24 protein-coding genes and 1 pseudogene are annotated in these 24,290 nt (G+C 56.5%); 24 read left to right on the forward strand and 1 reads right to left on the reverse strand.

Going from position 1 to position 24,290, the window contains the following annotated elements:
• Positions 1-15 precede the first annotated feature (15 nt).
• Positions 16-1,350, reverse strand: coding sequence for a DUF3825 domain-containing protein (locus G556_RS0106445; RefSeq protein ID WP_028822182.1), 1,335 nt, complete (start codon positions 1,348-1,350; stop codon positions 16-18).
• 165 nt (positions 1,351-1,515) lie between these two features.
• Between G556_RS0106445 and G556_RS0106450 the strand changes: the two genes are divergently transcribed.
• The 24 genes and pseudogenes from G556_RS0106450 to G556_RS11455 form a co-directional block, all read left to right on the forward strand.
• The gene (locus tag G556_RS0106450; protein WP_028822183.1) at positions 1,516-2,451 is read left to right on the forward strand and encodes an HAD family hydrolase; all 936 of its coding nucleotides are present in this window, start codon (positions 1,516-1,518) and stop codon (positions 2,449-2,451) included.
• Positions 2,452-2,696: 245 nt separating this feature from the next.
• Positions 2,697-4,145, forward strand: coding sequence for a L,D-transpeptidase family protein (locus G556_RS0106455; RefSeq protein WP_036916150.1), 1,449 nt, complete (start codon positions 2,697-2,699; stop codon positions 4,143-4,145).
• A 355-nt stretch (positions 4,146-4,500) separates the two neighbouring features.
• Positions 4,501-4,872 (forward strand): 30S ribosomal protein S12, encoded by a 372-nt coding sequence (gene rpsL / locus G556_RS0106460; RefSeq protein ID WP_016455358.1) that lies wholly within the window; start codon positions 4,501-4,503, stop codon positions 4,870-4,872.
• Positions 4,872-5,342, forward strand: coding sequence for a 30S ribosomal protein S7 (gene rpsG / locus G556_RS0106465; protein WP_016455359.1), 471 nt, complete (start codon positions 4,872-4,874; stop codon positions 5,340-5,342). Before rpsL ends, rpsG begins: the two co-directional genes overlap by 1 nt.
• Before the next feature lie 209 nt (positions 5,343-5,551).
• A complete protein-coding gene (fusA, locus tag G556_RS0106470; protein ID WP_016455360.1) occupies positions 5,552-7,651 on the forward strand; it encodes an elongation factor G in 2,100 nt (699 codons plus the stop codon).
• A gap of 236 nt (positions 7,652-7,887) precedes the next feature.
• On the forward strand, positions 7,888-9,039 hold the full coding sequence (locus G556_RS0106475; RefSeq protein ID WP_028822185.1) for a hypothetical protein: 1,152 nt from the start codon (positions 7,888-7,890) through the stop codon (positions 9,037-9,039).
• A 442-nt stretch (positions 9,040-9,481) separates the two neighbouring features.
• A complete protein-coding gene (tuf, locus tag G556_RS0106480) occupies positions 9,482-10,672 on the forward strand; it encodes an elongation factor Tu (protein WP_028822186.1) in 1,191 nt (396 codons plus the stop codon).
• A 297-nt stretch (positions 10,673-10,969) separates the two neighbouring features.
• Positions 10,970-11,797, forward strand: a complete 828-nt coding sequence (locus G556_RS0106485; protein ID WP_051176747.1) for an ABC transporter ATP-binding protein — start codon at positions 10,970-10,972, stop codon at positions 11,795-11,797.
• Complete coding sequence (locus tag G556_RS0106490; RefSeq protein ID WP_028822188.1) at positions 11,779-13,470, forward strand: hypothetical protein; 1,692 nt, start codon at positions 11,779-11,781, stop codon at positions 13,468-13,470. The genes G556_RS0106485 and G556_RS0106490 overlap by 19 nt, the downstream gene beginning before the upstream one ends.
• A 27-nt stretch (positions 13,471-13,497) precedes the next feature.
• Positions 13,498-14,964, forward strand: a complete 1,467-nt coding sequence (gene gltX, locus G556_RS0106495) for a glutamate--tRNA ligase (protein WP_028822189.1) — start codon at positions 13,498-13,500, stop codon at positions 14,962-14,964.
• A gap of 199 nt (positions 14,965-15,163) precedes the next feature.
• On the forward strand, positions 15,164-16,648 hold the full coding sequence (locus tag G556_RS10485) for an amino acid permease (protein WP_036916151.1): 1,485 nt from the start codon (positions 15,164-15,166) through the stop codon (positions 16,646-16,648).
• A gap of 54 nt (positions 16,649-16,702) precedes the next feature.
• On the forward strand, positions 16,703-17,473 hold the full coding sequence (locus G556_RS0106505; RefSeq protein WP_028822190.1) for a hypothetical protein: 771 nt from the start codon (positions 16,703-16,705) through the stop codon (positions 17,471-17,473).
• A gap of 624 nt (positions 17,474-18,097) precedes the next feature.
• Positions 18,098-18,409 carry a 30S ribosomal protein S10 gene (gene rpsJ / locus G556_RS0106510; protein ID WP_016455368.1) on the forward strand — a complete coding sequence of 104 codons (312 nt, stop codon included), beginning with the start codon at positions 18,098-18,100 and terminating at the stop codon, positions 18,407-18,409.
• Positions 18,410-18,420: 11 nt separating this feature from the next.
• The gene (rplC, locus tag G556_RS0106515) at positions 18,421-19,077 is read left to right on the forward strand and encodes a 50S ribosomal protein L3 (protein WP_024111224.1); all 657 of its coding nucleotides are present in this window, start codon (positions 18,421-18,423) and stop codon (positions 19,075-19,077) included.
• Positions 19,074-19,757 (forward strand): 50S ribosomal protein L4, encoded by a 684-nt coding sequence (rplD, locus tag G556_RS0106520; RefSeq protein ID WP_028822192.1) that lies wholly within the window; start codon positions 19,074-19,076, stop codon positions 19,755-19,757. Before rplC ends, rplD begins: the two co-directional genes overlap by 4 nt.
• Positions 19,754-20,053, forward strand: a complete 300-nt coding sequence (rplW, locus tag G556_RS0106525) for a 50S ribosomal protein L23 (protein WP_016455371.1) — start codon at positions 19,754-19,756, stop codon at positions 20,051-20,053. Before rplD ends, rplW begins: the two co-directional genes overlap by 4 nt.
• A 29-nt stretch (positions 20,054-20,082) precedes the next feature.
• Positions 20,083-20,919, forward strand: a complete 837-nt coding sequence (gene rplB, locus G556_RS0106530) for a 50S ribosomal protein L2 (protein WP_016455372.1) — start codon at positions 20,083-20,085, stop codon at positions 20,917-20,919.
• Between the two features lie 15 nt (positions 20,920-20,934).
• Complete coding sequence (gene rpsS, locus G556_RS0106535) at positions 20,935-21,216, forward strand: 30S ribosomal protein S19 (protein WP_016455373.1); 282 nt, start codon at positions 20,935-20,937, stop codon at positions 21,214-21,216.
• A 20-nt stretch (positions 21,217-21,236) separates the two neighbouring features.
• Positions 21,237-21,716: pseudogene (gene rplV / locus G556_RS0106540) on the forward strand (50S ribosomal protein L22); the annotation flags it as partial.
• Positions 21,717-21,955: 239 nt separating this feature from the next.
• A complete protein-coding gene (gene rpsC / locus G556_RS0106545; protein ID WP_016455375.1) occupies positions 21,956-22,786 on the forward strand; it encodes a 30S ribosomal protein S3 in 831 nt (276 codons plus the stop codon).
• 2 nt (positions 22,787-22,788) lie between these two features.
• Positions 22,789-23,208 carry a 50S ribosomal protein L16 gene (rplP, locus tag G556_RS0106550; protein WP_016455376.1) on the forward strand — a complete coding sequence of 140 codons (420 nt, stop codon included), beginning with the start codon at positions 22,789-22,791 and terminating at the stop codon, positions 23,206-23,208.
• Positions 23,208-23,447, forward strand: a complete 240-nt coding sequence (gene rpmC / locus G556_RS0106555; protein WP_016455377.1) for a 50S ribosomal protein L29 — start codon at positions 23,208-23,210, stop codon at positions 23,445-23,447. The genes rplP and rpmC overlap by 1 nt, the downstream gene beginning before the upstream one ends.
• The gene (gene rpsQ / locus G556_RS0106560; RefSeq protein WP_028822193.1) at positions 23,444-23,725 is read left to right on the forward strand and encodes a 30S ribosomal protein S17; all 282 of its coding nucleotides are present in this window, start codon (positions 23,444-23,446) and stop codon (positions 23,723-23,725) included. Before rpmC ends, rpsQ begins: the two co-directional genes overlap by 4 nt.
• Positions 23,726-24,059: 334 nt before the next feature.
• The coding region (locus G556_RS11455; RefSeq protein WP_211219447.1) for a hypothetical protein at positions 24,060-24,290 on the forward strand (231 nt) is incomplete at its 3' end.

Raw genomic sequence — 24,290 nt, forward strand, 5'->3', positions numbered from 1 at the left:
AGCTAAGCCTGGTGGTTACTCGTCGTACTCGCCGCCGAACAGCTTGACGCCCGTGTTCAACCAGTCGCTATCAGGGCGGCTCACCAGGCGGGCGTTGTTGTAGGCCATGCGCATCGTGAGGATGGTGTGGCCGACATAGACGCCCGTGGGCATCAGCTCGGAGACAAGCGCGACGTCGGGACGCTCGTCGTCGGTCAGGTCTAACGGCAACAAGAGGGTCATGGTGCCCTTAGTGGGGTAGTAGGCGGGAACTGCGGTGCGGTAATTCCACTGCGCGCGTTTCTGCGCCAACTCGATGGCGTCGTTGAGCCGGTTGGTTAGCCTGCGCATGTACTTCGGCTCGTTTTGGATTAGCTCGGCGAGATCGGAGAACTTGTCTTTGCGCGCCCGACGGTCAGCTGTTGAGTAGATGTTTTCCAGAAACGAGGACGCCTCATTGAAGCCGCGTAACTCCTCGGATAGGAAGGCATCCGGCAGACGGTCGATATTGTCCAGAAGAATGTGCTCGCGATCGGCGTCAAGACGTCGGGTGCCGTCGAAAACCAAGTCTTCAAGACGCTTCACATACTTCGCTCTCGGCGGCAGCGGGTTAAAAGTGGAAACCAGTTTTTTGCCGGCACCCGACTGCCCTGCATAGCAAAACTCTTGGAAAATCCAGGGCTGCGGGCCCCTCTCGTTGGCTGTAAAGCAGGCGTAAATCGCTTCGTAGGTTTTGTTCACCAGGCCGGTGTTAAACGCGGCGAATTGCGCATCTTCGTCCTCGAAGACCATGCCGTCGCTCTGCAGTTTGTAGAAGGTGTACTTAAGGTAGCTGCGCAGAATGCTGTACGGTTTCCTGCTGTTACCGCGCTCCTCGATGAAATCCCAACTCTCGTCCAAGGCCAAATCTGCAAGCGGAGGAAGGATTGTTTCCCAGCCACCAGGGAAGAAAGCCCAATCCCATAACGCGTTTGCCGGGTTCGAGTACGTTTTGGAGTGCTTGTGCGTCACATATGCCATGTACCAGGGCAGTCCCTCGGGACGAGAGCTACGCCTGATGGATGCGACGATCGGCTGGCCGTCGTCGGTGAGATCGTGAAGCGGAAAAGTGATGGTATCAGGGCTGAACATGTACACCGCGCCCAGTTGCCTGGCGGCCTCCCAGTCGGCGTTCAAGTTCGTGAACCAATTCTGGTCTTGGCCATAGACGTCGGTCAGCGTCCGTTGCTGATGGTGAGGCACGAAAACCAGGTCTGTGATTGGGCCGAGGAGCTCTTGGCGCAATTCAAGCGGAACGGGGCTATCTTGCGCCCCTTGTTTTTGAGCAGACTGCCTGATGACGTCAATTTGTTCGGCGGTAAGCTCAATCATGTTTAATCCTCGCATTTGGTGGTTTTACAACCATTCTAAATAACCTGACTGACAAAATTTATCCTCAGCTATCGGCCCTCGTTGGGCAACAAGCCGCATTCGCTAGCGAATGCGGCTCAAACAGCACAGTATTGATGTACAGGCCAAAAAGCGAGGAGGCTTTTCGTGACATACCCCGAGGTCGTTCAAGAACTAGTTGATTTCGAACCGACGAAGGAGTTCTTCGTCGGCATCGACTCTGATGGCTGTGCCATGGATGCGATGGATATTAAGCATCAGGAATGTTTTACCCCCTGCTACATCAAGCACTGGGACCTACAGCCAATCTCCACGCTCGCTAGGCAGACGGCGCTCTTCGTAAACCTAGGCTCGATCACTCGCGGGTTGAACCGTTGGCTTGCTCTAAAGCAGCTGCTCGACCTGCTTCGCGACCGTGTCGAGGTGGCAGAGCGTGGCGTCACCATTCCGGAGTATCCAGAACTTACAGATTTCACCCAGGCGCCCGATTATCCGCTCTCCGATAAAGGCATAGCTGCCTACTACAAGGATCACCCATCCGAGACGATCGAACGCGCGATTCGTTGGGGCGACGCGGTGAACGATTCGATCGCAGACATGGTTCACGGCTGCGGCCCGTTCCCCGGAGTCCGCGAAGCCATCGAGGCCATGCAGGCTGATGTCGACACCATGGTCGTTTCAGCCACACCGGTCCATGCGCTCGAATATGAATGGAATGCGCACGGCCTGGCCCCTTACATGAAGATGGTCGCCGGCCAGGAGCAGGGATCCAAGGCGGAGCACGTCCAGTACGCTGCCAGCGGCAAGTACGATCCCGAAAAGATCATGCTTATCGGCGACGCACCAGGCGATCGTGACGCGGCTAAGAAGGCGGGTTGCCTTTACTACCCGATCCTGCCCGGCAACGAGAAATACTCCTGGCAGCGTTTCAAAGACGAGGCACTAGACAAATTCTTGAAGGGCAAGTACTCGGGCAGCTATCAGGAGAAACTCATTGACGAGTTCAACAGCTACCTGCCAGACAAGGTTCCGTGGGAGACGATCTCCGGTAATAAAGACGTTCCGATGCCAAAGGTGAAGTAAAAAATTATTTAAAAAATGATCCGTTTTCGGGCGGGTCATTTTTTGTTGCGCTCGCTTTAACAAGCGCTTTTGCCTTGCATTTGCCCCATTTGGTTAGGGTAGTGACTATGCCTTCTTGTTGCATCTGATAATTTGGCCGCTGCAGGTGTTTTGGTTGCGGGGCCAAAAGAGCGAATTTTTCGTTAGGGAATTGTTAGCCCCCCAGTGCTGCAACTATCTGGAATGGGGAAGGCTATCTAGTTACTATGAAGCACGTGTCAAAGAACAAGTCTAAGGTTAAGCGGATAACGCTGTGGGCGACGCTGGCAGTAGTTCTGATGCTGGTGCTGTCCGTCGCGGCGTACTGCTTCTACTTCTCGGGCAAGGGCTTGCCACGCACGTCCGTTGCAGGTTTCTCTATCACCGGCAAGAGCAGGCCAGATGTGGCCAAAGAGATGACTCAAAGGCTGAACGATACGAAAGTCAACGTAGAGGTCAACGGAGAGCAGAACTCTTACGCTCTCAGCGATCTTGGTGTGAACGTCGACGTTGACGCTACCGTTAAAGAGGCCTTCGCCAAGAACTCCAATTTCCTGAACTCGCTTGGCGCTTTGTTCAAGAGTCGGAACGTCGAGCCGGTCACTACCACCGATGAGGCCAAGCAGAAGGAAGCGCTGGATGCCTTGATCGCTAAGACTGGCGTTCCGGCCGAAAACCCCGCCGTCAAGTTCGACGAGAACGAGGGAGTCTTCAAGGCTGTCGAGGGCAAGAGCGGTAACGCTATCGACGTCGATAAGGTCAAGGAAACCCTCGACAAAGCTATCGATTATTTGAGCACTCAAGATATTTCGCTGACCACTTCTCAAGTTGAGCCGTCGATCAGCGTGGAACAAGCCACCGAAACGGCAAATAAAGCTAACGAACTGTTGAAGCTTTCTGCTTCCATCCAGGGACGTGCGCAGGCTTACGAGGCAACTGCCGCGACCAAGGCCGGCTGGGTGCAGATCGAAGCTGAAGACGACGCATACGCAGCCCCTAAGCTGAACGGCGACAAGATCGTCGAATGGGTGAATGAGGTGGCCGCAGCCGAAAAGGTTGAACCGAAGAACGGTGTTCGCAACTTCTCCGAGGAGGGCGAAGTTCTAGCCGTGGCTGTCGATGCTGTGGATGGATACACGGTCAAGAACGCAGATGCGGTAGCCTCCGAGGCTGTTGCTGCGCTGCAGGACGGTCAGAAGTACGCCGGCAAGTTCGAGTTCGACGTCACCAAGGCCGGGTACGAAGACAAGGTTGTTGCGGAAGGCGCAGAGAATCTTGCCTATGCGGCTGCTCCGGGAGAAAAATGGCTCGAGATTAATTTGGGTAATAACACGAGCTCAGCTTATGAAGGTGCAACCCTGGTTCGCGGCCCGATGCTGATGGTTCCCGGAATGCCCGGCGCCGAAACTGTTACCGGCAAGTTCAATGTTTATCTAAAGTACAGTTCACAGACCATGCGTGGCACTCACCCTGATGGTTCGCGGTACGTCACGCCGAACGTGCGCTGGGTGACTTACTTCCACGGTAGCTATGCATTCCACTACGCACCCTGGCAGACGAGCTTCGGGTGGAGCGGACCCGGCGGCTCCAACGGCTGCATTAACATGAACGAGGCGGATTCAAAGTTCATCTACGACTGGGCGCCGATGGGCACGGTTGTGGTCAGCCACTATTAAAAAACTAAATATTTATTACGGGTCAAAAGTTGCCTATGATGCGGCAGTTTTTGACCCGTCTTTATGCGCGGGGTATCCTGTTCAATTGTGTTCGGTGTGTTGCTACCCGAATACAAGCGCCCTGGCATGGCGCGGGACACCTAAACGTTGCGAGGAGCCCGCGAGTGTGAAAGGCCGCACAACGATTTTTGACGTCCGTGTGAGATGCTTGAACGGCTACGGTTTTAACGCCGACCAAGTCAGGCTCCATGTGATTTCAGGCCGTGATCTTCCTGGATGAACGGTGGTTCAGGCCGGCTTGACGAAAATTGTTAATGCTTAGGGAAACCCAAGACAACGAAAGAGAACCGAAAAGGTGCCTACAATCCAACAGCTGGTGCGCAAAGGTCGCACCGACAAGACTAAGGCGAGCGCGACCCCTGCGCTGAAGGGATCTCCGCAGCGCCGCGGCGTTTGCACGCGCGTTTACACCACTACCCCGAAGAAGCCGAACTCTGCGCTCCGAAAGGTCGCTCGTGTCAGGCTGTCCTCGGGCATCGAGGTCACCGCTTACATTCCGGGTGAAGGCCACAACTTGCAGGAGCACTCGATGGTGCTCGTGCGTGGCGGTCGTGTTAAGGACCTGCCTGGCGTTCGCTACAAGATTATCCGCGGTGCACTCGACACCCAGGCCGTCAAGAACCGTAAGCAGGCTCGTAGCCGCTACGGCGCGAAGAAGGAGAAGTAATGCCACGTAAAGGCCCAGCCCAGAAGAGGCCAGTGGTAGTCGATCCGGTTTACGGATCTCCGCTGGTTTCGCAGTTGGTAGCAAAGATCCTTCGTGACGGCAAGAAGTCCGTCGCTCAGAAGATCGTTTACACCGCCCTTGAGGGCACTCGTGAGAAGACTGGTGTCGAGCCGCTGCAGACCCTGAAGAAGGCTCTGGAGAACGTTCGTCCGGCAGTCGAGGTTCGTTCCCGACGCGTCGGTGGCGCCACCTATCAGGTGCCCGTCGAGGTCAAGCCGGCTCGCGCTAACACGCTGGCCATGCGCTGGCTCGTCTCCTTCTCGCGTGATCGTCGCGAGAAGTCGATGTCCGAGCGTCTCATGAACGAGATCCTGGACGCCAGCAACGGCCTTGGTGCTTCCGTCAAGCGTCGTGAGGACGTTCACAAGATGGCGGAAGCCAACCGCGCTTTCGCTCACTACCGCTGGTAGATTTTTTCTGGTCGCCCATCGTCAGCCGGTGGGCGACCTTAAAACGCTTACTGAACTTTTACGCAGGGTAACTACAAAACGAAATCTTGGTTACGGGCTTGCCCGCCTTGCCAAGATCATTCCTTTAGTCTCGATCGCATCGGGTACAAAAGGGATGTGGCCCTGCGGGGCAATAAAACTATTCATTCAACTAGAACTTAGGGGAACACGTGGCCCTCGATTTGCAGACCGACCTTAAAAAGGTGCGCAATATCGGCATTATGGCGCACATCGATGCCGGTAAGACCACCACTACAGAGCGCATCCTGTACTACACCGGTATTAACCACAAGATCGGTGAGACGCACGATGGCGCCGCAACCATGGACTGGATGGAGCAGGAGCAGGAGCGTGGCATTACCATTACCTCCGCTGCTACCACCTGTTTCTGGAACAACTACCAGATCAACATTATTGACACCCCAGGACACGTCGACTTCACCGTCGAGGTGGAGCGTTCGCTCCGTGTTCTCGACGGTGCAGTAGCCGTTTTCGACGGCGTCGCCGGCGTTGAGCCGCAGTCGATGACCGTTTGGCGTCAGGCTAGCCGCTACAACGTTCCACGTATCTGCTACGTGAACAAGCTGGACCGCACCGGCGCCTCCTTCTCGCACGCTGTCGACACCATCCGCGAGCGTCTGCACGTGGTTCCGGTCGTTCTTCAGCTGCCGATCGGCTCGGAGGCTGACCTCATGGGCATGGTCGACCTGGTCGAGATGCACGCCAAGACCTACCGTGGCGAGACTGACCTGGGCGAGCACTACGAGGTTGAGGAAATCCCGGCCGACATGAAGGATCAGGCCGAGGCAGCTCGCACCGAGATGCTCGAGACTCTGGCTGAGAACGACGAAGAGTTCATGGAGAAGTACCTCGGTGGCGAGGACATCTCCGTTGCAGACATTAAGGCTGCGATTCGTCGCGGTGTTCTGTCCAACGCTTTCACCGCGGTTCTTTGTGGTTCCTCCTTCAAGAACAAGGGTGTTCAGCCGCTGCTGGACGCCGTCGTTGACTACCTGCCTAGTCCGCTAGACGTTCCGGCCATCGTCGGCTTCAAGCCGGGCGACGAGTCGGTCGAGATCGACCGCGCTCCGAGCAAGGAAGAGCCGCTGGCTGCGCTGGCATTCAAGATTGCTGCAGATCCGCACCTCGGCAAGCTGACCTACGTCCGCGTTTACTCCGGCGTTCTGAAGGCTGGCACCCAGGTTCTGAACTCCGTCTCCGGCAAGAAGGAGCGCATCGGCAAGATTTACCAGATGCACGCCAACAAGCGTAACGAGATCGAGGAGCTGCCCGCGGGTAACATCTGCGCGGTCATGGGCCTGAAGGCAACCAGCACCGGTGACACCCTGTGTGACGCCGACCAGCCGGTTCAGCTCGAGTCCATGGACTTCCCGGATCCGGTTATCGAACAGGCTATTGAGCCGAAGTCGAAGGCCGACCAGGAGAAGCTGTCCGTCGCTATTCAGCGTCTGGCTGAAGAGGATCCGACATTCCGCGTTCACACCGACGAAGAGACCGGCCAGACCATCATCGCTGGTATGGGCGAGCTCCACCTCGACGTTCTGATCGACCGCATGAAGCGCGAGTTCCACGTTGAGGCCAACATTGGTAAGCCGCAGGTTGCGTACCGCGAGACCCTCCGCAAGGCTGTCAAGGGCGTTGAGTACACCCATAAGAAGCAGTCCGGTGGTTCCGGTCAGTACGGTAAGGTCATCATCGACCTCGAGCCGCAGGAGCCGGGCGCTGGTTACGAGTTCGTCAACGCAGTTACCGGTGGCCGCATTCCGCGCGAGTACATCCCGTCGGTCGACGCTGGTATCCAGGAAGCCATGCAGTTCGGTGTGCTAGCCGGTTACCCGGTTGACGACATCAAGGTCACCCTTACCGATGGTGCTTACCACGACGTCGACTCCAGCGAGCTGGCGTTCAAGATCGCCGGTTCGATGGTGTTCAAGGAAGCCGCCCGCAAGGCCGACCCGGCCCTGCTCGAGCCGCTGATGGCCGTTGAGGTTACCACTCCAGAGGACTTCCTAGGCACCGTTATTGGCGACCTGAACTCTCGTCGTGGCCAGGTTCAGTCGATGGACGAGGAGCACGGCTCCCGTGTCGTTCGCGCTCTGGTTCCGCTGTCCGAGATGTTTGGCTACGTTGGCGACCTACGTTCGAAGACTTCCGGTCAGGCCACCTACACCATGGAGTTCGACTCCTACGGTGAGGTTCCGAAGGCTATCGCCGATGAGGTCATCGCAAAGGCTAACGGTGGCGAGTAAATAGCTACAAAAATTGCCGGTCGGGATATCCTGGCCGGCAATTTTTTGGGTGAAAGCTAAGCTTTCCTGTCGAAATTGTATTTGCCCTATCCGCAGCCGATATCGAGTGGTGACTTAATTATTCGGTAAACAAGTACGGATGTTCGGCATCTGTCGATTTGGCGTGTGCTAGCGTTATTTCTCGCGTGGCCATGCCTTGCTAATTACTTATTCACTTGTCTTGGAAGAAGGGGCGTATGTCGCAAGACTTTTCTCCGGAGGAACAGAAACCCGGATCAGACGTAAACCAGGAGAATTTCTCCCAGGAGAATTTCCAGGAAGGCGCAGCCCAGGAGCCTCAGGGGTATCAACAGGGCGGCGATGCAGGCCAGTATTACGCTAACCAGCAGTATGGGCAGCAGCCCAATTACGGTTATGACCAGTATGGTAATCCGCTACAGCCTCAGCAGGGGTACGCAGGGCAGGGTAATTATCAGTACCCTCCGTCGAATAATGAGCCAACGGTAGCAATTGGTCAGTACGGCGATCCGTATGCGCAGCAGTCCCAGGGCTACCAGGGCTATTATCCGGAAAATGGCCAGTATGCCCAGCAGGGTTATTACCAGCAAGGTTATTACGGTAACCAGCCGCAGCAGGGCTACTACGGTAACGGGCTACAGTCCCAGCAGGGCTTTGATCCTGCCGTAAACCAGCAGGCCCAACAGATAGCTCAGCACATCGGCAACGTCTCTGCTTCCGCTCAGTCTTTCTTAGGAAAGTCCTGGAAGGCCTTCCAGCATGTACTAAGCGGTGCTCCAGAGAAGGCGCTAGAGATCGCTGAATCTTCTAAAAACTTCGGTTTGATCGCAGCGGGCGTGATGAGCGTACTATTCGGTTTCGCTTTCGCGAACCAGCGTTGGCGCGCGTCGGACGCGGCTGATAGCGCCTTGAGTGAAGTATTTGGTGGCTACACTTACTTCAGCTTCAACTTCGGCACCTGGCTGGTCACCTTGATCACGGCAGCTATCTGCTTCTTCATCATCGCGATGCTTCGTCCTTTGACCGTCAAGTGGGTGTTCGGCCTTCGTCAGCGCAGTGCAGATTTCCGTTCGATTCTTTCTTTGTCTTCGGTTTCCTACCTGCTGTCGGGTGCTGTTCTTGCCATTACTGGAATTCTTTGGTTGATTCCGAATGGCGCTACCTTCGCGCTTGGCCTTATTTTCTTCGCGCTAGCGATGCCATTCACGATGTTTGTAGCAGAGCTGCTGATCTTCACTACAATGAGTCAGAAGGGCAACTTCGATAAGTCCCCGATCATCCCGCACGCCCTCTTCACGGGTCTGTGGATGCTCTTCGTTGCGCTGACCGTTTCCTTCGAGCTTTGGTTCGTGTTTGAAATGATGAGCTAGAAAAGCTGATTTAGCGATCGGCCACCATGGGATAGTCCGTGGTGGCCGATTTCTTTTTATAACCAGACGTATTGCCTGATTTGGGCCTTGAAATGGTGGGCTACTATTGTGGAGTTGGTTTAATATCCATGACTGCGTAGGCAACATAGCGGGCGGCATTTGTGCTGCCAGTTTGACTATCGGCGCCAGCAAAGCAAAAATGGATAGAGTTCGTGGGCAATGCCCCGCGCCTTTAGCCGGACGACGAAGCCAAACCGGGCTCCGTAAGTTCTTGAGCTTGGGCCGGCAAAACCCGCAACCACAGACAAACTGTCTTGGGGGACGACGAACGATCGTGGTTTCGCACTGACAGTTGAAAAAGATAGGTCGAGGGTCTTTAGTCCCCGACGAAGTCCAGATGAGCCTCGCAACCAGCGAGGCGATAATCCGTAAAGGAGCCCAAGTGGCAAAGGCCAAGTTCGAGCGGACCAAGCCGCACTGCAATATCGGCACCATCGGCCACGTCGACCACGGTAAGACCACCTTGACCGCGGCGATTACCAAGGTGCTGCACGACAAGTACCCGGAACTCAACGAGGCATCCGCCTTCGAGAACATCGACAAGGCGCCGGAAGAGCGTCAGCGTGGTATTACCATCTCGATTTCTCACGTTGAGTACCAGACCGAGAAGCGTCACTACGCGCACGTTGACTGCCCGGGTCACGCCGACTACGTAAAGAACATGATCACCGGTGCTGCTCAGATGGACGGCGCCATCCTCGTTGTGGCCGCCACTGACGGCCCGATGGCTCAGACCCACGAGCACATCCTGCTGGCTCGCCAGGTTGGCGTTCCGGCCATCGTCGTTGCGCTGAACAAGTGCGACATGGTTGACGATGAGGAGCTCATCGAGCTCGTCGAGATGGAGATCCGTGAGCTGCTCAGCTCGCAGGACTTCGACGGCGACAACTGCCCGGTCGTTCGCGTTTCCGCCCTGAAGGCGCTGGAAGGCGACGAGAAGTGGGCAGAGTCCATCATGGAGCTCATGAACGCCATCGACGAGTACGTTCCGCAGCCGGAGCGCGACCTCGACAAGCCGTTCCTGATGCCGGTTGAGGACGTCTTCACCATTACCGGTCGTGGCACCGTCGTTACCGGTCGTATCGAGCGCGGTGTTGTTCACACTGGTGACACCATTGAGCTCGTCGGCCTGGCCCCGACTCAGACCACCACCATCACCGGTGTTGAGATGTTCCGCAAGATCCTCGACGAGGGCGAGGCTGGCGACAACGTCGGTCTGCTGCTCCGCGGCACCAAGAAGGAAGACGTTGAGCGCGGCATGGTTGTTACCAAGCCTGGCTCGACCGAGCCGCACACCGAGTTCACCGGTAGCGTTTACGTTCTGAAGAAGGAAGAGGGTGGCCGTCACAAGCCGTTCTTCTCCAACTACAGCCCGCAGTTCTACTTCCGCACCACCGATGTCACCGGCACCATCAACCTGCCGGAGGGCACTGAGATGGTTATGCCTGGCGACAACACCGAGATGGATGTTGTTCTGCAGAAGCCGATCGCTATGGAAGAGGGCCTGAAGTTCGCTATCCGCGAAGGTGGCCACACCGTTGGCGCTGGCCGCGTAACCAAGATCGTCAAGTAACGATTTTTTAGTCAGTGATGCCCCGCATTTTTTGCGGGGCATCACTTTTTCTAGCCAAACTCAACTGAATAATCGTGTAGCTGCTGCGCACTTTTGTGTTCTCCCTTGTCGGAGCGTTTTGCAGTTTTTGATCCAGCCCCTGGGCGAATTTGAGCGTTGAGTTTGGCAGAATTTTTTCGGGCGCTCTTCAACGTGGCTGCCCCGCGTAGATGAGGGTTGCTGTTTAGCCGGGGTGTTTTTCTGCGTGGTCGCGAGTCTCGGTTTCTTGCGGATGGACCTTCGTTCTACGCTTTAACTATGACCAATCAGCCGATTTCGCAAATGTCAGGATGGCAGCCGTATTTTGAGCCGTTGATCGATGATCCAACATCTGTTGCGCTTTCTGCGCGTGGCCTGACGAAACGGTTCGGTGAGCTTGTTGCTGTTGACAGGTTGACGATGGACGTCCCCAAAGGCTCAATTTATGGACTAGTTGGGCCGAATGGCGCCGGCAAGACTACAGCTATTTCCATGTGGACGGGTCTGACGCGTCCCGATGCGGGCGACGTCTGGCTTGATGAACACGATGTGTGGCGTGATCCTCAGGCGGCTAAGGTGTCGCTCGGGCTACTCGTCGATGGGCTTCCAGTCTTCGATAGGTTGAGCGGTTCGGAACTTCTTTACTACTTAGGCGCCATTCGAGGTTTGGAACAGGAGACCGTTAAGGCCAGGTCCGGGGAGCTTCTCGAGGCTCTGGGGCTGAGCGACGCCGTCGACAAGAGGATCGTTGACTACTCGGCAGGCATGACTAAGAAGATCCTGCTTGCCGCTGCTTTGTTGCACAACCCCGCTGTGTTGATTCTCGACGAGCCACTGGAGGCGGTCGACCCGGCTTCCGGCAGGATTATCCAGCAGATCCTGCGAAACTATGCAGCATCTGGCGGAACCGTAATTTTGAGCTCTCACGTCATGGAGATCGTGGAGGGGCTTTGCGATCACGTCGCAATCATTGGCCGAGGCCAGGTGCTGACGTGCGGACCGACTGAGAGCGTTCGCCAAAACCATTCTTTGACCGAAGTGTTCATTAATCTGGTTGGCGGTGGCCAGCTGGGGGAGGGATCGCTCGGATGGCTGGGAACGAAGTGATGCAGAGGCCCAGCACCCAAATCAAATCCGCTGGTTTATCGGAAAAGCAACTGGCGAGTCAGCGGGTCAAAGCACTCATCGGGCTGCAAGCGAAGCTGTGGTGGCGCTCACTGCGTGCCAACACGGCAGGCATGATCTTCAGCGTGTTTGTTCTGCTTTACGGAGCAGGCTTCATGTTCGTCGGTGCTTTCGCCGGGTTTGGCCTGGTGGCTGAATCGGCGATGCCGGAGGCGCTCGGCGCATTGTGCGCGTTAGGTACCTTGGGTTACTTGTTTTTGGGTCTGATGTTGGCCGCAGCCGAGGGCAGGTTTATTCCAGAGCAATATTCGTTCTTGCCGTTGCGGACAAAAGACATCAAGGTACCTGCCTTGGTTTGTTCGCTATTCCAGGTCAGGGCTGTGATCGCGATCCTGATCACATTTGCTACGACGTGGGGTGGCTGCTTCGGTTTGGCTAGCGCTGGAAAAGCGCTCTGGATAATCGCTTTTCTTCCGGCGATGGCAGCTACTTTGGTCTTTACCATCTTGCTCGGAGAGGTTTTTGCGCTTTTTTCCATGTCTTTCGCCAGTAGGGGATCGAGGGAAAAGAGGGGGCTGATCTCGTTCCTCGGCTTCATGGCTTTGACGATCGTGTTTGGCTGCTGGGGCTTTTGGATGCAGCGGGTTGAGGAATCCGGCGGCGACTTTGGCTTCGCTATGCAGGTGCTCAACGTCCTCGTGGTAATCGGGGCTTGGACCCTTGGCGCTCTCGTAGCGGGTATCATCAATCTGGCTTTCTCCGTCACACTCGTCGGTGTCGCTCAAGTTCTCATCGGTTGTGCTCTGCTGGTGGCAGTCGTCGTGGCCTGGCAGCGGCTTCTGATGCGCAGCCTCGTCGAGCCGATCAGGGAAAGTGTCTCGAAGAAGAAAAAGAAGCGATCGCCGGTCGGCGTTCCGCTTTTGCTTCGGGGGCTGCCCTGGGGAGCTGGCCCGATGATCCTGTCTAGGTCGCTTCGCTACTTCATTCGCGATACGCGACTTTTGATGAGCATCATTTTGTATCCGCTGCTATTGGTTTACGTAGTATTCATGCCTTCTAACGGCATGGAGCTGTTTTTCCTGCTGTTGTTCACCGTGACTCCCGCGCTGCTGGGCAGCAACGATTTCGGGTACGACGGCCCATCGAACTGGCTGCATATTTCGAGCCCGTTGCCTGCCAAGACTCTGGTGTTCTTTAGGCATTGTGCCTCGATCTTGCCTTCGCTTGCATTATTTGTATCGGGCTTCACGGTCTGCCTGATTTTTTCGCCCAAGCGTGACGTCATTGCCGAGCTTCTGGTGCTCTATGTGGGCGTCTTCCTTGGTTCGGCAGGCGTGGGAGTTTTGCTGAGCGCATTCAACCCTTATCCGATGGCTAGGCCAGGAACTAACCCGTGGAAGGATAAGAGCGGATTCTCTGGCGGCGCGTTCATCGCGTCGATGGCCTCGATGTTCGGATCTTTGCTGCCTATCCTTGCGGGTGGAATTTGTTTCCTCATCGGATTTTTGAACGGTAACCAGACGTTGAAGATCGTCGGTGGCGTGCTGGCCCTTGTCATCCCGTTGATCCTCTACGTGTTCTTGCTGCGGGCAGCCGTGAAACGCGTCGAAAACCACTACCCGGAGATCTTCGCCAAAGTTAGAAACTACGTGTGACGGGTTTGTGGGGTAGCATGGTTTGCCGTGATTGAAGCTCGTACTCGTGTTGCCCCAAGCCCAACTGGTGATCCGCACGTCGGCACCGCCTACATGGCCCTGTTCGACAAGGCGTGGGCGGAAAAAACCGGCGGAAAGTTCGTTCTGCGAATCGAAGACACCGATCAGAACCGTCTAGTCGAGGGTTCCGAACAGCAGATCTACGACATGCTGGATTGGCTCGGTCTGGATCCAGACGAGTCGCCGATTCTCGGCGGGCCATATGAACCCTACAAGCAGTCCGAGCGGCTGGACACGTACAAGCCTTACGTCGAGAAGCTAATCGAAGACGGCCACGCCTATTACTGCTGGTGCTCCGCAGAGCGGTTGGCTGACATGCGTGCCGAGCAGGCGAAAAGCAAGCAGGAAAACACCGGTTATGACCGCATGTGCCTAGGTATGACCCGCGAGGAGCGCGCTAAACTGCCTGGCTTCTCCGAGACTCCCGTCGTGCGAATGCTGATTCCCGACGACGCGCCCACCATGTTTGACGACCTGATCCGTGGCCACGTCAAGGCGCCTTTCCCCGACGACCAAGTTATTTTGAAGGCAGACGGCTTTCCGACATACCACATGGCTGTCGTGGTCGACGACCACTTGATGAATATCTCCACCGTCGTTCGCGGCGAAGAGTGGATCAGCTCGACCCCCAAGCACATGCTGCTATACAAGTGGCTTGGCTGGGACGTTCCTCAGTTCGCCCACATGCCGCTACTGCGTAACACAGATCACTCCAAGATTTCCAAGCGCAAGAACCCCGCAGCGCGCCTAACCTGGTTCCGTGAGCAGGGCTATCTGCCTGAGGCGCTGCGCAATTTCCTGCAGCTGTTGGCCTACCCGCCGACAGACGACAACGAGGTGGAGAGATTCGAGTCGTTCGTCGAAAACTTCGATTGGGCTAAGGTCAACACCGTCGGGCCGGTTTTCGACACCAAGAAACTCGATTGGTTGAACGGCGTCTACATCCGTTCCCTAAGCGATGATGAGCTTGCAGACCGAATCATCGAGCACGCTAAGTCGAACGGCAAGTGGGAGTCGATGCACGAGGGTCATGAGGACGTCGTGCGCGCAGCCACCCCGATCATCAAGGAGCGTCTGGTAACTCTAGACGAGGCCCTTGAAAAGATCCGTTTCCTCTTCATCACCAACGAAGAGTTGACCTTCGACGAGACAGCCGTCTCGAAGCTAAAAGAGAACGCCGGTGAGGTTGTCGAATCCGCGATCTCGGTTCTCGACACCATCGACGACTGGACAACCGAGAACATCGAGGCAGCGCTTCGAGAGGACCTGGTTGGCAAACTTGGCATCAAGCCGCGTTTCGCTTTCAACCCCGTTCGTCTCGGCACTAGCGGCCAGCAGGTTTCTCCGCCGCTGTTCGAGTCTCTGGATATTCTCGGCAAGGACGAGTCGCTAGCGAGGCTGAAGAAGTTCGCGGCTTTCTTGAGTGAACGCTAGTAATTGCAATAACTTTTTGCCCGGTTCAGGATCTTTTCCTTACAGATCTGGATTGGTAGTAACTAGCGGGTGCTTGGAACTTACTTTCCGTGCACCCGCTATTTTCAGGGATTTCAAAGCAACAAAATGTCTAACTGGTGGCAGGTTGAATGAAAACGCGTCGAGTCCCGTAAAATCGCTCTAGTTTCTTAGGAGTCAAATGAGCGCAAAAGGCCAAAACCATACCCTGCAACGGGGACTGAAGAATCGTCACCTGCAGCTGATAGCCATCGGTGGCGCGATCGGCACCGGCCTTTTCTTGGGCTCGGGACGAACCATCAGCATCTCTGGGCCGTCGATCATCCTTGTGTACTGCATTATTGGTTTCTTCCTTTTCTTCGTCATGAGGGCGATGGGTGAGATTCTGCTTTCCAACCTTGCTTACAAATCCTTCGCCGATTTCGCCACGGACCTGATCGGTCCAGCCGCCGGCTTTTATATGGGCTGGACGTATTGGATGTGCTGGGTGGTCATTGCGATCGCAGATACGTGCGCGATCTGCGGATACTTAGAGGTTTGGTTTCCGGACGTGCCAAAGTGGATTCCGGCATTATGCGTAGTCCTGCTGTTGACTGGCCTGAATATGGTGGCCGTGAAGGTCTTTGGCGAACTTGAGTTTTGGTTCGCGATGATCAAGATTGCGACGATAGTCGCGCTCATCATGGTGGGGCTCTTCCTGGTTCTGATCAGCTTTCAGCCCGATACTGTTGGCGCGCCGCCGGCTTCGGTGACGCACATGTGGGATAGGGGAGGATTCTTCCCTAACGGACTGCTCGGTTTCGTGGGTGGCTTCCAAATCGCCATCTTCTCTTTCCAGGGCATCGAGATGGCTGGCACAGCAGCGGCTGAGACCGCGGACCCCGAACACAACTTACCTCGCGCGATTAATTCGATTCCAGCCAGGATCCTGATCTTCTACGTTTTGGCGCTAACCGCCATCATGTCGGTTCAGCCTTGGGACCTGATCGATCCCGATAAGAGTCCATTTGTTGAGATGTTCGGATTTATCGGAATCGGAATCGCATTTCACGTTGTTAACTTCGTAGTTCTGACGTCTGCCGCAAGCTCCGCCAACTCTGGTGTCTTCTCAACCTCCAGGATCATGTTCGGGCTGGCTCGCGAAGACAATGCCCCCAGGTACCTCGGCAAACTGAACCGCAGGCACATTCCGCAGAATTCTTTGCTCCTCACCGCGATCTGCATCGCACCGGCCATCGGAATCGTGATGCTGTCCGATTCGGTGATGGACGCCTTCAACATGGTGGCTGGCGTCTCTTCGATCCTCTATCTATCAGTTTGGGGCCTGATCATGGTCTGCTACTTGAGGTATTTGAAGAAATTCCCAGAGCGTCATGCCGAATCGAATTTCAAAATGCCCGCCGGCAGGTTGATGTCGTTGGCGACGATCGGTTTCTTCGTTGTTGTCCTGGTCTTCTTGGCTCTCGACGCTCATTCGCGCATGGCGATCGCTGCTGCGCCCGTGTGGATTGTGGCCATGCTTATCGTCTACCGGATGCTCGCTCCGACCAGGGCCAAGGCCGAACCGATCGATTTCGATGCCTTGCGTCAGCCCGCGTACGAGGCGGTGCAGCAACACGTTTCAGAGGAAGGTCTGGAAGCAAAACGCAAGGGCAGGAAGCGCTAGCTAAAGCAGGCTCGGCAAGTGGTTTTATAGGTGGCTAGCTTTTAGAGTTGTCGCATGCCTGAAAGTGTTAACGAACTCGACGCAGTGCAGATAGTCGAGCGTACCTTGCCTTATCTCGCTCATCACGATGTGCGATTTGGTGCGCCTGAGACGGATGATCCTGTTTACCCGGCTGTTGAGCTATGCGATCCAGCGTCGGGTGCTGCACGAAAAATGATCGAAGCGCATTGCGAAATGCGCGGGCTACCTTTCTGTAAAGAAGGCGCCTCGTTGATTTTTCAGCGTTACTGCCACAGGCTTTGCGGCTTGGCGAGCGCTAGCACGCTACTCACCGGCTCTGTGCCATTGTTAACCTCTGGCGACGTTTCTATGTCGCTGCGTAACGGCACCCCGAAGACGATGTGGTTGGCTGAAAACAAAACCATCGATAATCCTAACTTTGACGCTCTGACAGAAATGCTTCTGGACGGCCACCTTCTTGAAATGGCATCTAATTGGAAGCACATAGTCGGGCCTGGCATAAGAAATCTGCATGGAAACATTGCGGCGTCATTGGCTTTGGGAGTTAGGAAAGTCGCAGATCAGGTGGGGCTTGAAAAAGCCAAGTTCTTTGGTGAAGAACTTTTGGCTAGCAGAAAAGAGCTGCGAGGCCTGGGGACGTTCGAGATAATCAGTGCATACGGGAAAACGGGATTGTTCTTCCACCGCAGGTCATGTTGCCACTGGTATGCGGCAAGGAACGGAAAATACTGTTCCTGGTGCTCCAAGCGCACCAAGCAAGAACGAGTTGCGGCATTCCAAAACCAGATGAAGCCCAAGGGCTGAGTTAGACAGTGACTAAAAACCGGTTTCATCCCTTGATTTGAATCTTGGCGGCCATCGTGAGATTATTTACAGGTTGCTCCAGCACCTTGGAGTGTGTCCAACAGCTAGAAAATCAGTCGAATTCGTTCGCTGATTCGAAAAAGGCAAGCGACACGCCCGACCTCGGGTGTCGGAGTAGCACGGCGTTGACTAGGCTGAATGGTCTTTTCTGAAGCCGGACATGAAAAGCAGGATATGGCTCAAACAGGGTCAGCAACTGCAAAAAACAGCATCGTGGCGGGTTAGGCTCCATCTCAAAAGCCACCCGGGTAGCCCTTAAGGCAGCGAGAGCGTGTGTCGTGTCCGCCAGAAACCAATCGAGCCCAGCCGGCTCCGGTTAACTGCACTTGAGGGTTCAGTAGAAACTGAATTCAGTGGAAACTGAGGGTGGAAGCCCGAAGGCGAAGACTCTGCGGCTAAGGCTCGTAGGTCTGGTGCAGTGGACTGGACGAGCGGCCTCGAATGAGGCGGCAGCGCCAACACAAGACCGAGGGTCGCGAAAGCGACCAAGTAGCAGACCGAATCGGTTCTGATCGGACGAAAGTTCGAGACTGAATCGATGTGAGCGAAAAAGAGGAACCTAACGTGGCGGGACAGAAAATCCGCATCAGGCTCAAGGCCTATGACCACGAGGTCATCGATACTTCGGCGCGCAAGATCGTCGACACGGTGACACGTACCGGCGCAAAGGTTGCCGGCCCGGTGCCGCTGCCTACCGAAAAGAACGTGTGGTGCGTCATTCGTTCGCCCCACAAATACAAGGACAGCCGCGAGCATTTCGAAATGCGTACCCACAAGCGGCTCATTGACATTCTCGAACCCACTCCGAAGACGGTTGATTCGCTGATGCGTCTCGACCTTCCGGCTGGTGTCGATATTGAGATCAAGCTTCCGTGAGGCAGGCAATAATGACCGAACGCAATTTGAAGGGTGTGCTGGGCACTAAGCTCGGTATGACCCAAATGTGGGATCAGGACAACCGCGTCATTCCGGTGACTGTCATTCAGGCCGGCCCGTGCGTTGTCACGCAGATCCGTACTCCAGAAACTGACGGCTACTCTGCCGTCCAATTCGGCTACGGCGCCGTGAAGGCTAAGGCTCTTACCAAGCCTGCAGCTGGTCACTTCGCCAAGGCCAACGTTACCCCGCGCAAGCACCTCGTTGAGCTGCGCACCTCCAACGCCAGTGAATACGAGCTTGGCCAGGAGATCACCGCTGACATCTTCGCCGACGGCGAGTTCGTCGACGTTACCGGCGTAACCAAGGGCAAGGGCACCGCTGGTGTCATGAAACGCCACGGTTTCCGCGGTATCGGCGCAGGCCACGGTGTTCACCGTAAGCACCGCGCACCGGGCTCCATCGGTGGTTGTTCCACCCCGGGTCGCGTGCTCAAGGGCATGCGCATGGCTGGCCGCATGGGTAACAAGAACAAGACCGTCCAGAACCTGCAGGTTGCTGCTGTTGACGCAGAACGCGGCCTGATTCTGGTTCGCGGAGCCGTCCCCGGTAACAAGGGTGGCCTCGTCGTTGTACGTAGCGCCGCCAAGAAGGGTGATGCCAAGTGAGCAAGGTAGACGTTTTGGGTGCAGACGGCAAAAAGGTTGGTTCCGCCGACCTGCCCGCCGAGATCTTCGACGCCCAGGCAAACATTCCGCTTATGCACCAGGTTGTTGTTGCCCAGCTAGCAGCTGCTCGTCAGGGCACTCACGACACCAAGACCCGCGGTGAGGTTTCCGGCGGTGGCCGTAAGCCTTGGCGCCAGAAGGGCACCGGTCGTGCACGTCAGGGTTCGACCCGCGCACCGCAGTGGACCGGTGGTGGCGTCGTCCACGGGCCGACCCCGCGTAGCTACGCACAGCGCATCCCCAAGAAGATGGTGGCCGCTGCACTGCGTGGTGCACTTTCCGACCGTGCTCGCGACGGCAAGCTGTTCATCATCGACTCGATCGTGACCGACGCCCCTTCCACTAAGAAGGCAGCCGCTGCTCTCGCCGCTCTTGGCGACTTCAAGCGCATCCTCGTTGTCCTCGACCGCAAGGATGAGGCAGCTTGGCTCAGCGTCCGCAACCTGAACAACGTTCACGTCATCGCGTACGACCAGCTGAATGCTTACGACGTTCTGGCAAGCCAGGCAGTCGTCTTCAGCAAGTCCGCGTTCGACTCTTTCGTTGCTGGTCCGGCCAAGGGCAAGTCGGTTAAGGCTGTTGCCACCGAGACTGAGGCTGAACAGGAGGCCACCAAATGAGCGAAATTAAGATCGCCGATCCGCGCGACATCCTGATCGCGCCGGTCGTGTCTGAAAAGAGCTACGGGCTCATCGACGAGAACAAGTACACGTTCATCGTTGATCCCCGCGCCAACAAGACCCAGATCAAGATCGCCGTTGAGCAGGTCTTCGGCGTCAAGGTGCTCTCCGTGAACACCATGAACCGTCAAGGCAAGACTCGCCGCACTCGCTTCGGCATTGGCAAGCGCGCTAACACAAAGCGTGCGATTGTCAGCGTCGCTGAGGGCCAGCGGATCGATATTTTCGGTAACTGATCTCAAGAAGACAAGGACGAAGAAACCTAATGGCTATTCGTAAGTACAAGCCGACGACGCCGGGTCGCCGCGGGTCGAGCGTGTCAGACTTCTCTGAGGTCACCCGCTCGGTTCCGGAAAAGAGCCTGGTCAAGTCGAAGTCGAAGACTGGCGGTCGCAACAACTCCGGCCGCATCACTACCCGTCACATCGGTGGTGGCCACAAGCAGGCCTACCGTCTGGTTGACTTCAAGCGTTACGACAAGGATGGTGTTCCGGCAAAGGTTGCTCACATCGAGTACGACCCGAACCGCACCGCTCGCATCGCACTTCTGCACTACGCAGACGGCGCTAAGCGCTACATCATCGCTCCCGAGGGCCTGAAGCAGGGCGTCCAGATCGTTTCTGGCGCCGACGTTGACATCAAGCCTGGCAACAACCTGCCTCTGCGCAACATCCCGGTCGGTACTACCGTCCACGCCGTGGAGATGCGCCCGGGCGGCGGCGCCAAGCTTGGCCGTTCCGCTGGCTCGTCGATTCAGCTCGTCGCTCGTGAGGGCAAGCACGCCACGCTGCGTATGCCTTCCGGTGAGATGCGCATGGTCGACGTTCGCTGCCGCGCAACCGTTGGTTCCGTAGGCAACGCCGAGCAGTCCAACATTCACTGGGGCAAGGCCGGCCGTATGCGCTGGAAGGGCGTTCGCCCGTCTGTCCGTGGTGTTGTTATGAACCCGCACGACCACCCGCACGGTGGTGGTGAGGGCAAGACCTCCGGTGGCCGTCACCCGGTTAGCCCGTGGGGTCAGCTCGAGGGCCGTACCCGCTCGCCTAAGAAGGCCAGCAACAAGATGATCGTTCGCCGCCGCAAGAGTGGCAAGAAGCGCTGATTGGGAGATTAAGAAATGCCACGCAGCCTTAAAAAAGGACCGTTCGTCGACGACCATCTGCAGAAGAAGGTCGACGCACAGAACGAAGCCGGCACGCACAACGTCATTAAGACTTGGTCGCGCCGTTCGATGATTACCCCCGACATGCTTGGTCACACTCTGGCTGTGCATGACGGACGCAAGCACGTTCCCGTGTTCGTGACCGAAGCAATGATCGGTCACAAGCTCGGTGAGTTCGCTCCCACGCGGACTTTCCGTGGTCACGTTAAGGACGACAAGAAGAGCCGCAGGCGTTAAGCCCGCAGAAGGAATTGATGATGAGCAAAACTAACGAGCGACCAAGCCGTCGCCTCGCCCTGCTCGGCGATCGACCCGGCTCGTACGCTATCGCCCGCCACGTGCGCATGAGCCCGATGAAGGTTCGTCGCGTTGTGAACTTGGTTCGCGGCATGGACGTCACTGACGCCCTCGCGACCTTGAAGTTCGCTCCGCAGGCGGCCAGTGAGCCGGTCTACAAAGTAGTTGCCTCTGCGGTAGCTAACGCTGAGGCCACCGAGTCGCTTGGCGCCGAGGACCTCTACATCTCCACTGCTTTCGTGGATGAGGGTGTCACGCTCCGCCGCATTCGCCCCCGTGCGAAGGGTTCGGCTAGCGCCATCCTCAAGCGCGGCAGCCACATTACTGTGGTTGTCGAGCCGAAGGAAGCCCGCGAGATCGTGCACAAGCCTGCGCCACAGCAGGGTAAGGCTAAGAAGCCGGCCGACGTCGCAGCAGCTGCCGAGACCAAGGTCGAGGCAAAGGCAAAGGTTGAGGAAAAGCCCGCAGCCAAGAAGCCCGCTGCTAAGAAGCCGGCAGCGAAGAAGACCGCTGCTAAGGCTGAAAAGCCGGCGGCCAAGAAGCCTGCTGCTAAGAAGCCGGCAGCGAAGAAGACCGCTGCTAAGGCTGAAAAGCCGGCGGCCAAGAAGCCTGCCGCTAAGAAGCCGGCAGCCAAGAAAGAAACCAAGCCCGCTACTGATAAAGAGAAGGAGGCCTGAGCGTGGGTCAGAAGATCAATCCTAACGGCTTCCGTCTCGGCGTCACCACCGATCACACCGCTCGCTGGTATGCGGATAAGAAGTACTCGGACTTTGTTGCCGAGGACCAGAAGATCCGGGAATGGCTGCAGAGCCACCTCGAGCGCGCTGGCGTCAGCTCGATCGAGATTGAGCGTCGCAGCGACGAGCGCGTGACCATTTACCTGTCGACTGCCCGCCCGGGCATCGTCATCGGTCGTAACGGTACCGAGGCAGAACGCATCCGTGGCGAACTGGAGAAGCTGACTGGAAAACAGATTCAGCTGAACATTCTCGAGGTTCGCAACACTGAGACCGACGCGCAGCTCGTTGCTCAGGGCATTGCCGAGCAGCTCGGCGCCCGCGTCGCTTTCCGTCGCGCAATGCGTAAGGCCCAGCAGTCCGCTATGCGCGGAGGAGCAAAGGGTGTTCGCATCAAGTGCTCCGGTCGTCTGGGTGGCGCTGAAATGAGCCGCTCCGAGGGCTACCGTGAGGGTCGTGTTCCGCTACACACCCTGCGCGCTGACATTGACTACGGCTTCTACGAAGCTCGTACTCAGTACGGCCGCATTGGTGTGAAGGTCTGGGTTTACAACGGTGACGTCACAGGCACCCGCGCTGAGCGCGCTGCTCAGAAGGCTGCTCGTGAGCAGGCTCCTGCGCGTGGCCGTGGTGGTCGTGGCGGCAATCGTCGCCCTGGCCGCGGTGGTAACCGCCGTTCCGACCAGGCCCGCAAGCAGCAGGCCAACGCCGGTAGCGCTACCAAGGCGAGCGCTGAAAGCGCCGCCCCCGAAACTCAGAACGCAGGAGCTTAATTATGTTAATTCCTCGTCGCGTTAAATACCGCAAGCAGCATCGCCCTGGCCGTTCCGGCCTCGCAAAGGGCGGCACGACGCTCGCATTCGGCGATTACGGCATTCAGGCTGTTGGTCACGGTTACCTTACTAACCGTCAGATCGAGGCCGCTCGTATCGCTATGACCCGTCACATGAAGCGTGGCGGTAAGGTTTGGATCAACGTGTTCCCAGACCGTCCGCTTACCAAGCACCCCGCAGAAGCCCGTATGGGTTCCGGTAAGGGTTCCCCGGAGTTCTGGGTAGCCAACGTAAAGCCGGGTCGCGTGATGTTTGAACTTTCGGGTGTTTCCGAAGAAGTTGCTCGTGAGGCGTTGCGTCTTGCTATCCACAAACTACCCATGAAGGCGCGTTTCATCGCGCGTGAGGCAGGTGAAAACTGATGGCATCCGCTAACAAGGCCGCTGACCTGCGTGGTCTCAGCGCTAAGGAGCTCAACGACCAGGTCGTTGCTCTCAAGGAGGAGCTGTTCGGCCTTCGTTTCCAGTCGGCCACCGGCCAGCTGGAGAACACCGCGCAGCTTCGTGAGGTCAAGAAGAATATCGCACGCATCTACACGGTGCTGCGTGAGCGTAGCCTCGGCATTATCGAGGATCCGGACGCACAGGAGGCCGCAGAATGAGCGAGCAGGTAAACGATAAGGCTGCAGAGCGCGCCGGTCGCAAGGTTCGTACCGGTATCGTCACTTCGGACAAGATGGATAAGACCATCGTTGTTCGCATTGAGGATCGCGTTAAGCACCGCCTTTACGGCAAGATCATGAACATGAGCACCAAGCTTCACGTTCACGACGAAAACAACGAGGCCGGCATTGGCGACCGAGTCCGCATCATGGAGACTCGTCCCACCTCTGCCACCAAGCGTTGGCGCCTACTCGAAATCGTCGAGAAGGCGAAGTAAAAACCTTTTAGAAGAGCCCGGTTCCTTATGGAACTGGGCTTTTCTTTTGCAAATAATGTCCCCGAAATAGCAGCCCAAACCTGCAAAGGAAGCCAAGGCAAAAGGGTTGCCCATTATCGGTGCTGGCGGCTGCGCTATCTCTTATTGCTGAGGGTGCGGCTGCCGATGGAATCAGAGCCGCTAGGAAACGCAAGAACTAAGTAAATGAAGAGAAAAGGCCCTGCGCAGCTTTTGAAGTGCTCCCCGAAAGTTGGACTGGTTAATTTGGTTCCTTCTTTCGGGGAGTATCTTTATGCGCAAGAATGCTGCTTTGTCTTATAGTCAGCGGCTTCGTTTGATTGAGTTATTTGAGGCTGGTTACGGAAGAGAGGCGGCTGCTGACCTAGCCGGGTGTAGTAGGTATGCGTCGAGAAATTTTCAGGATCGGTGGCGTATTCATGGCAGGCTAGCTGTTGTGGATAGGTCAAAGTATTCGTCATATTCCTATGAGCTGAAGGTTCAGGCTGTTAAGCGTTTCCTTGCTGGTGAAACCAAGCCTGATATAGCTAAAGACTTGGAATTATCT

The organism is Propionimicrobium lymphophilum DSM 4903 (assembly GCF_000423485.1).
GTDB classification, from domain to species: Bacteria; Actinomycetota; Actinomycetes; order Propionibacteriales; family Propionibacteriaceae; genus Propionimicrobium; species Propionimicrobium lymphophilum.

Bases quoted from the DNA above. Each gene is read 5' to 3' on its own strand.
- rpsS (WP_016455373.1), top strand. From the start codon at position 20,935: ATGCCACGCAGCCTTAAAAAAGGACCGTTCGTCGACGACCATCTGCAG.
- rplB (WP_016455372.1), top strand. From the start codon at position 20,083: ATGGCTATTCGTAAGTACAAGCCGACGACGCCGGGTCGCCGCGGGTCG.
- G556_RS0106485 (WP_051176747.1), top strand. From the start codon at position 10,970: ATGACCAATCAGCCGATTTCGCAAATGTCAGGATGGCAGCCGTATTTT.
- G556_RS0106490 (WP_028822188.1), top strand. From the start codon at position 11,779: ATGGCTGGGAACGAAGTGATGCAGAGGCCCAGCACCCAAATCAAATCC.
- G556_RS10485 (WP_036916151.1), top strand. From the start codon at position 15,164: ATGAGCGCAAAAGGCCAAAACCATACCCTGCAACGGGGACTGAAGAAT.
- rplC (WP_024111224.1), top strand. From the start codon at position 18,421: ATGACCGAACGCAATTTGAAGGGTGTGCTGGGCACTAAGCTCGGTATG.
- rpsQ (WP_028822193.1), top strand. From the start codon at position 23,444: ATGAGCGAGCAGGTAAACGATAAGGCTGCAGAGCGCGCCGGTCGCAAG.
- G556_RS0106475 (WP_028822185.1), top strand. From the start codon at position 7,888: ATGTCGCAAGACTTTTCTCCGGAGGAACAGAAACCCGGATCAGACGTA.
- rpmC (WP_016455377.1), top strand. From the start codon at position 23,208: ATGGCATCCGCTAACAAGGCCGCTGACCTGCGTGGTCTCAGCGCTAAG.
- rpsG (WP_016455359.1), top strand. From the start codon at position 4,872: ATGCCACGTAAAGGCCCAGCCCAGAAGAGGCCAGTGGTAGTCGATCCG.
- G556_RS0106455 (WP_036916150.1), top strand. From the start codon at position 2,697: ATGAAGCACGTGTCAAAGAACAAGTCTAAGGTTAAGCGGATAACGCTG.
- G556_RS0106445 (WP_028822182.1), bottom strand. From the start codon at position 1,350: ATGATTGAGCTTACCGCCGAACAAATTGACGTCATCAGGCAGTCTGCT.
- rplW (WP_016455371.1), top strand. From the start codon at position 19,754: ATGAGCGAAATTAAGATCGCCGATCCGCGCGACATCCTGATCGCGCCG.
- G556_RS0106505 (WP_028822190.1), top strand. From the start codon at position 16,703: ATGCCTGAAAGTGTTAACGAACTCGACGCAGTGCAGATAGTCGAGCGT.
- rplP (WP_016455376.1), top strand. From the start codon at position 22,789: ATGTTAATTCCTCGTCGCGTTAAATACCGCAAGCAGCATCGCCCTGGC.